Consider the following 8,500-nt stretch of genomic DNA (forward strand, 5'->3'; position numbering starts at 1 on the left):
ACCTTCCACAGCTCAAATAAATCATTAATCGTGATTAATAACTTATTTGAACCATGGAAAGCATTAAATCAGGCGGCGTAAAACTCGGGGTTCTTCTCAAGCATCGTCTTGGGTCGACACCGCTCCCGCCGCTGAGCGTGCAGATAAGCTGCCGTATCAGCAAAGTAAATCAACGCTACCTTATGCCCGGGAATTCGCTGTAGAACGGAGCCACGAGTGATCTCACGCGAAATAGTACTACGAGAGCGGTTGAGTTCGCGGACAATCCGTGCTTGGGAGAATCCCTGATTGAGCAGAGTTTCAATGCGAACGCGATCAAAATTTGATAGTTGTTGGTAAGCCTTAGAGATGGTACGCTTGATGTTGGTCATGATGTGCCTTTCTTATGTGCTTGGTTGCTTATAAGAATAGGTCATCATGGTCTTTTTGGTCTATTTAATTATGTGTTGCACTTAGATTGTAAACGCGGGAAAATAATAATTTCAATTTAGATACATAGTTCTTACAGTTGGTTATTCAAATTTTGTTGCTAAGGTTATAAAGAATCTCTGAACAAAGTAATTAAAAAATTTTGGCTTAAAGCAGTGGAATCTGCAACACTTTTTAAGTATCTAAAGCATAACAAACTTAGTTAAGTGCAAGTATAAATTGAATTAAAAATACATTCAGTTTAACAAAAGCAAAAACTGATTTTATGGTTATCATCAGACCGAGTAAAACGAGGTCAATGCGCACTTATACATAGAATTTATTCTATGTTGTGCTAGGCCCATTAAAAGCCTGTATCAGAAGTCGCCGTTGGCGACAACAAAATCAAACCAATTTACCCAAAATCAATTTGGTTCAACATGTTTTCTGTACTTGCTTGATCCAAGCCTAAATAAGCTAAAGTCATTGATTCACTTGAGTGATTTAGTAAGTGCATGACTAGGCCAATATTGTAATTTGATTGCGTGTAAACACGATAAGCCCCGGTTTTGCGCATCGTATGAGTACCTAGATAATTAATTCCTAATAAATCGCCAACCTTACTCATAATTTTGTAGAACTGTTTTTCAGTGATATGGCGCTCGGGGTGTTGAATGGAAGGAAAGAGCCATTCAGATGCTAGTTTATGATCAAGCAGCCATTGACGGTACAATAAGAGCTCTGTTTGAACAGGCTTAAGGTACAAGGTATTAGGTTTACCAGTTTTTCGGTCATGAATAAACGCATTTTGTTTAATAGAACCATCCGGATTAAAAATATCGGCCTGTTTTAAGCCCATAACGTCACTCACTCGCAGTAGCGTCGCTTTACCAACTTGAAAAATCGTATAGTTACGTCGGCCAGCTTTAAAGTTATTGAGTAACGTATCTTGAACCTCTTTAAGAACGTTTGAATCTTTGATGGGTAAGACAACTTGTTGCATGTAAATGACCTCCAGTAAGAATATTTGCATTGTGTATCTACACGGGATATACTTGACTTGTAATAATAATTTAGGAGGGGAAAATATGGAACTTATTAAAGAACAAACACGCTTAGCAAAGTGGGGAAACTCGAAAGCTGCTAGAATTCCTAGCCAAATTATTAAACAACTGAAATTAGATGATAACCAAGATATGACAATAACCATTGAAAATGGATCAATTGTTTTAACACCAATAAAAAAGAACCCAACCAATATTCACGAACTATTTAAGGATTGGAAAGATGACGGGAAAAGGGATCACGAGCTTGATTGGGGAAAGTCAGAAGGTAATGAACTTCAATGGTAAGCCAAGGTGATATATTTTATGTTAACTTTAATCCAAGCCGTGGTCATGAACAGATGAATAAGCGACCAGCCATTGCTCTGAGCAATGATCTAGTCTGTCAGACAAGTAACATGACGATTGTGGCTCCAATTAGCAGTACCAAGCGTAATTTTCCAATGTATCATCGACTAACTAGTAGTCAAACAGTATATGGAAAAGTATTATTAGATCAAACCATAGCCTTAGATTTACGGGCAAGACATGTCACTGATGAAACTATTGTCGATCATGTATCGCGTGAAGAACTAGAAGAAATAATCACTTTGTACAAATTATTGTTTAGTATTGATGACAAATAGAAGAAGTCATTTCTTTAATATTAAAACAAATAACCCCTAATATCCACATTATAGATATTGGGGGTTATTTTAACAATGTTTTTGAGGGGCGATTTGATAGTTATAGACCCTAAACAAACATCTTTTGTAAAAAGCCTTTTTTCTGTTCTTTCAACAAATCTAGCTTACGCTGATGAAGAGCGATAGTGTCATCTAACTGTTTGAAGAAAGAGCCTATTTTTTGTTGTTCTTCAATCTTAGGTAGTTCTAGATTTAGATTAGAAACTGCAGGATAGTTAACATATATTTGCGTTCCCCCCTGAACAATTCGTTTAACTTTTTCTCTAAAAGGACCATTAAGTATGGTATATGCAAAATTAGAATCAAAGTTTTCTTTCGGTGAAATAATTTCAGTTCGTTGATTGATAACATATTCGTTATCTTTTTCTACCAGTAAAGTTCTTCCAATAATTGTTCCATTAGCAGTTTTATCATTTAGCACCATGGTGAGCTCTCCAGAATTAACAACTCGTCCATCTGTAATTTCATTTGATATTGCGCGAATATTTTGATCAACGTATTGGCTATTTAATCCATAGCTACCAATTGAAATAACTTTGTATACACCATCTTTGTCAAAATACTTTTCAATAGCTGTTCCGCCTCTGTGATTAGCTACGTCAGATAACTTACGCTCTTCCCAATCGTCAGCAAACCCTGCAAATCTTAATTGCGGGAACTTGCTACCATTTTTAGGGAACAGTTTCTGCAAATAGCCTTTTTTCTGTTCCTTGAGCAAATCTAACTTACGCTGATGAAGAGTGATGGTTTGGTCAAGTTGTTTGAAAAATGACCCAATTTTTTGTTGTTCTTCATAGCTTGGTGTTGCAATCTGAAATTTTTCAAAAGTAGTTTTATTGATAATTGCCGTTGCAGTTTGACCAGCCACTGATGCAAAACGAGCTGTGTCTTTTATCATTGCCGATAAAATAAAATAAGAATCATTTTTTTCTGGAACGATTGCATTAATTTGCTGATTAAAAGCTACAGGAACAGCATTGATTGTGTTCTTCCCAATTGACGCAATACTAGTAATCAAAACAGAATTTTCAGGTATCTTACGAGCCTTAGACCAACCTTGCTCACTTAAATGCCTGTCTGAATCCGACATAATTAATTTATCAATATCTGTTGGTGTAATCCAAATATGCCCCTCTTTATTATCCGTCCAATTATCTAAATCAGATGTTTTTGGTGTGTTGCCTGTATAAATTTTTCCTAATTCCCCTAACTTACGCTGTTCCCAAGGATCAGTGAAACCTTTAAATCTTAATTGCGGATATTTAGCTTGTTTATCCTTCATTGTGAGCCTCCGGTTTTGACTGGTCATTAACGTGGGTGGCCACTAACTGGCTAGCTAATTCATTAAAGGCTTGTTCATTCTGACTGATTTTCTCGTCCAGTTGCTTAAGATCAGCTTTAACTTGGTTCAGATCAATGTCGGGTTCCGGTTCAAATGCATCAACGTAGCGCGGAATATTTAAGTTGTAGTCATTCTCCTTGATTTCCGCCGGTGAGGCCACATGAGCATATTTATCGACATCCTGCCGGTTTTGATAAGTTGTCACAATTTTTTGAATATTGGCTGCCGTTAGCTTATTTTGATTCTTGTCCTTTTCAAATTCCCGAGACGCATCAATAAATAAGACGTCATCAGTGGTTTTGTGTTTCTTTAAAATCATGATTAACGTTGGAATACCAGTGGAATGAAAAATATTGGCGGGTAGTCCAATAATGGCATCAATCCGGTTATCTAACAGGAGCTTTTGGCGAATCTTACCTTCCTTAGCCCCCCGAAATAGCACGCCATGGGGTAAGACAATGCCCATAGTTCCGTGCTCTTGTAAATGATAAAATCCGTGTAGCAGAAAGGCAAAGTCGGCTTTAGATTTAGGCGGTAAGACGCCATAGTCGCGGAAGCGGGGATCAGACAAGCGTTTATCACTGTTATCCCAGTGTGCCGAGTAGGGCGGGTTCATGACGACCGCATCAAATAAGTAAGGTTCGTCAACCGGCCAATCTTTACTTAACGTGTCACCATTGCGTAAGTGCATATCGTCATACGAGACCCCATGTAACATTAAATTCATTCGGGCCAGGTTAAAGGTCGTGGTGTTCAGTTCTTGGCCGTGATAACTCACTAAACTGGGCTCTTGCACGTGCTGTCCGACATTTAATAGCAGCGAACCAGAACCAACTGCTGGATCATAGACAGTCCGCAATTGGTTGTCACCTGCATTGCGCTGATAAGTCACAATCTGGGCAATAATGTCGGACACCTGCCGTGGAGTATAAAATTCACCCGCCTTCTTACCAGAATCACTAGCAAATTGCGCGATTAAGTATTCATAGGCGTCACCTAGGACGTCGCCTTGATGATGGATAAGATCAATCGCATTTAAAGCTAACATAGTATCACTAATAGTTTGGTTCCGTTGTTGTAAAGAACTGCCTAATTTATTACTACTTAAATCCACATCGGCAAACAAGCCCGAAAAGTCTTGCGCTGAAGATAGATTTTGTGTCGACAGTTCCAGATCATGAAGTGCTTGAGATAAATCGTCTAACGCAAAAGTATGGGCTTGAATCTTGCCAATCAGGGTGGCGTATAACGCCTGGGGTTGAATTAAATAGCCGAGCGTGTTTTGCAAATACTCCACTAAACTGGGCTGCACCGAGACGCCTTCCAATTCAAACTGCGGATCCATATACTGAGCATATTTCCGGGTGACATTTTCGGTTTCGCCTGCCCAATCACTAAAGGTCGTTAAGGTTTTCTCAGATAGAAACCGATAAAAAATTAACCCCAATAAATAATTTTTGTATTCAGAAGCGTCCATTTTCCCGCGTAAGACATCGGCCGCATTCCATAGGGCGCTTTCAAGTTGACTAGCTTGCGTTGCTTTTTCTGACATTGTTTAACCTCACTTATTTTTGTAGATAAATTGCTAAATCGTGTTCAATAAACTGCCGCCAAGCGGCCTGGGACTTAATCCGGTATAGTGGCAAAATAGCTGGAATCTTCGGCCCAGCGGCAGTTTGAGCTTGTAAGGCCGCTGCTAAATTCGCTGACTGCGTTAATTCTTGTTCATGATGCCATTCATCAGTACCCACGGTGTGTTCACGTGCCACCCGTAATAGGGCTGCTTGATCTAAGCCCCACGTATGGGCAAAGGTCGTCGTTTTTTTGACCAATTGTTTCTGGGCGTAATCAGCCACCAACTCCCGAGCATTCAACGCTACTGGCGCTTGATTTTGGTCACTCTGTTGCTGAGACTGTTGCATTTGTTGCTCAATATAAGGCATGGCTTCGCGAATTAACTGGGCCTGTTGCGGTTGCGTTTCCGCCAATTTACTCAAACTAGCCTGTACTTTGGCACTGTTTTGCAGGTAATCTGTCATATGCGCTTGGGCTTGATCAGGCGTCGAGTACCGTTGCCGTTCATCAATCCAATCTTGAATTAATTGCGTCAAATAATCATAATCCACCAAGACGACTGAACCAACGGCTAAGGAAAAGTCTAAAGCGGCCAACTCTTCGGGGACGACTTTCTTAGTAACCGCCGCTTTAATCCGCAGATATTTACCCGTATAGGATTCTACTTCGGGCTGAGCAATACCAAAAGTCTTTTCGCTGTTCTCCCAAGTGAAATCGTTGTACATGGATAAGGAATTCAATTGTTGATTCACTTGGCGAAAGGCTTTCACAAACTGTACCTTGGCAGTAGTTCCTTTCAGGTCATCGGCCGCCGTCGGCGTTGGGGCAATGGTTTTTAAAGCGACCACGGCCTTTTGAAATTTTAAGACGGCCTGCTGATAAGTGGGACGAATGATGACATTAAAAGAGCCTTCGCCACTATATAACTTGTAAGCTTCACGTTCATTAGCTTCCATGATTGCCGGTACCCGAAAGGTCACAATTTGGCCTTCTTGTTTTAATTCCCGGTTTTGGAGCCGGTTGGTGCGTGAGTAGGCTTGAATAAGTTCTTGATAGGCTAAGGTGCGGTCAACAAAGAGCGTATTTAGCCGAGGGGCATCAAAGCCTGTTAATAATCGCCGCACCACAATCACTAAATTAATTTCTTGATCCGTTGGTAAATGAGCAAAGACAGCCTCACGCCGGGCGGCCCGTTTCGCGACATCTTCGTTGTAGAGATTCAAATCAGTTAAATCAAAATTAGTGTGATACTGCTGATTATAATCTTTTAAAATGGTGGCCATTTGGTCATGTTTTTGCGCACTCTGATCTTCGTTTTCACTTAATGAATAAGTAATCGCAATTCGGGGCCAATCAGGATCTAGCTGATTGTGAATAGTCCTTTTAGCGGCCTTAAAGGCTTGATAATAGCGTTGCGCCATTTCAATGGAACTGGTAGTCAAAATCGCATTGTAGTTGCCATGCCCCAAGCTGGTTTTACGTGGGCCTTTTTGTAAAATATATTGAACAACTTGGTTAATATGTTCATCGGTCTCAAAGTCAGCCGGAGTTAAATATGTTTCTTCCAAGTCCTTGACTGACATCGCTTGAATCTTGGCTTGAATTTTTGCTTTATCAGCTGTACTCAGCAGGCGGCCTTGCTTATCACGACGAGCTTTGACGCGCTGAGTTTCTTTTTCAAGGGCCCGGGTTATTAAAGCGTCTTTGCCAATTGTTGTTACATGTTCGACGTTAAACGGTAACACGGCTTGGTCCTCTAAGGCATCTCGCAAGTTATAAACGTGACAGACTTTACCAAATAGCTCCTCAGTCGTGACCGCTAGATCACCCTTGAGCTGTTTTTTATTTTCATTAAAGATGGGGGTGCCGGTGTAACCATACCAATTACTATTGACAAACGCGTCCCGAATTTCCTTTTGCATCTTACCAAACTGCGACCGGTGGGCTTCGTCAACAAAGAAGATCACCCGTTGCTTTAAGGTCTTACTAAAGCGGGATTGCTTACCGGTTGCCAGCTGGGCTTGCGTTTTTTTGACCGCCCGATGGAGCTTTTGAATCGAGGTGACCAAGACCTTACCGTCATTTTGTTGCAACTTACGCATTAAATCACCGGTATTTTGGGCTTCGTTAATGGCAATATCGTCATTGGCAGCATAGGCACTAAAGTTGCTGGTTGTCTGTTCGTCTAAATCCCGCCGGTCAACTAAGAAGATGACCTTATCGACACCGGGATCTTGCGCAGCTAATTTAGCGGTTTTATATGAGGTGAGTGTTTTACCAGAACCCGTGGTATGCCAAACAAAGCCATCTTGATGGTCATGAATCCGGTGCATCACGGCTTCAATCGCATAAATCTGATAAGGCCGTAAGAGAATTAAGCTCTGACGTTCTTGGTCGATGACCGTATATTCACTGACCATTTTGTGGGCCATGGGAATATTAAGGACTTGGCGCGTAAACGCTAAGCCGTTTTCCACGGGGTGATTATCCCGCGTTCGCCAATTAAACAAAAAAGCTTTATTGAAATGATCCGGTTCGGCATTCGCAAAATACGCCGTACTATCCGGCGTCATAATCACAAACATTTGCAACAGCGAGTAAATCCCCGTATATTTACCTTCCTGCGCGTATTTGTCAATTTGATTAAAAGCCTGGTTAAGTTCGACCGTGGCTTTTTTTAGTTCCAATTGAATTAAGGGTAACCCATTAATCAATAGGGTTACGTCAAAACGGCGATCAGGATCGACATCTTGAGTACCAGCTAACCGTGGTCGCACTGCTTGCCGGACCACTTCATAACTAGATTTACCGCCAGCAACGTCCGCTTTCCAAAACAACTCGAGCGTCACCGTGCCCAGCTTAGCATCATCACGTTCAACTTCAACTTTGCCAATGCCATTTTCGGCGGCTAGTAACTTAGCTGCTTCGTAAGGTGTCCGGACCTCAATCGCCCGTTTAACCTGATTAAATTCGGTATCAGTTAAAGGGTGTCCCTGCAGTTTAGCATAGTTATTGTTATTTAATTTATCGCGAAAATTAGCCCATAATTGATCCGGCGTCGCACCATACAGGTCTTTTCGTTCCACCCATTGATTACTTCCGGTCGTTAGGGTTTTAACAACTTCTTTTTCAAATGACAGTTCCAACATAAAAACATTCCTTCCCCCACCTTTAAATTACTCACTAGTTTATTATACGCAAACAGATTAGCATTTAGGCTTCATAATTTAATATAGCTAGGGGTAGATTGTCACCAAAAATGCCACCAACTATTATTGGTGTTGTGGTAGATTGCAAATTTAATCCGAATTTTTGGACAAATTTGTCAGCATAACCTGATACGGTGTTTGCCAGTCGAGTATTTTAAGCGGTCGCTGGTTAATTTGGAGTAACGTCGTCGTTAAATCTTGAGCACTAATGTGCTC

The 8,500-nt window shown here is 40.9% G+C and carries 6 protein-coding genes and 2 pseudogenes; 2 read left to right on the plus strand and 6 right to left on the minus strand.

All coding sequences use genetic code 11. The features are described from left to right. Window positions 1-71: 71 nt before the first annotated feature. Window positions 72-371 (minus strand): annotated as a pseudogene (locus EKM61_RS10305) (helix-turn-helix domain-containing protein); the annotation flags it as partial. 452 nt (window positions 372-823) lie between these two features. After that, complete coding sequence (locus tag EKM61_RS10310; protein WP_033609932.1) at window positions 824-1,411, minus strand: site-specific integrase; 588 nt, start codon at window positions 1,409-1,411, stop codon at window positions 824-826. A gap of 85 nt (window positions 1,412-1,496) precedes the next feature. Here EKM61_RS10310 and EKM61_RS10315 point away from each other — a divergent pair, with 85 nt between their 5' ends. Both EKM61_RS10315 and EKM61_RS10320 read left to right on the plus strand, forming a co-directional pair. Beyond that, window positions 1,497-1,760, plus strand: coding sequence for an AbrB/MazE/SpoVT family DNA-binding domain-containing protein (locus EKM61_RS10315; protein WP_003643337.1), 264 nt, complete (start codon window positions 1,497-1,499; stop codon window positions 1,758-1,760). Next, the gene (locus EKM61_RS10320; protein ID WP_001748110.1) at window positions 1,754-2,098 is read left to right on the plus strand and encodes a type II toxin-antitoxin system PemK/MazF family toxin; all 345 of its coding nucleotides are present in this window, start codon (window positions 1,754-1,756) and stop codon (window positions 2,096-2,098) included. Before EKM61_RS10315 ends, EKM61_RS10320 begins: the two co-directional genes overlap by 7 nt. Before the next feature lie 109 nt (window positions 2,099-2,207). Here the strand turns inward: EKM61_RS10320 and EKM61_RS10325 are convergent, their stop codons facing one another. The 4 genes and pseudogenes from EKM61_RS10325 to EKM61_RS10340 form a co-directional block, all read right to left on the minus strand. After that, window positions 2,208-3,440: a restriction endonuclease subunit S gene (locus tag EKM61_RS10325; RefSeq protein WP_068377478.1), complete on the minus strand. Its 1,233-nt coding sequence runs from the start codon at window positions 3,438-3,440 to the stop codon at window positions 2,208-2,210. Continuing rightward, entirely contained in the window at window positions 3,430-5,052 is a 1,623-nt protein-coding gene (locus EKM61_RS10330; protein WP_068377481.1) for a type I restriction-modification system subunit M, read from the minus strand. The genes EKM61_RS10325 and EKM61_RS10330 overlap by 11 nt, the downstream gene beginning before the upstream one ends. A gap of 13 nt (window positions 5,053-5,065) precedes the next feature. After that, complete coding sequence (locus EKM61_RS10335; RefSeq protein ID WP_068377483.1) at window positions 5,066-8,224, minus strand: type I restriction endonuclease subunit R; 3,159 nt, start codon at window positions 8,222-8,224, stop codon at window positions 5,066-5,068. 150 nt (window positions 8,225-8,374) lie between these two features. Beyond that, window positions 8,375-8,500, minus strand: a pseudogene (locus EKM61_RS10340) (IS30 family transposase); the annotation flags it as partial.

The sequence above is a fragment of the Loigolactobacillus backii genome (assembly GCF_003946275.1).
GTDB classification, from domain to species: Bacteria; Bacillota; Bacilli; order Lactobacillales; family Lactobacillaceae; genus Loigolactobacillus; species Loigolactobacillus backii.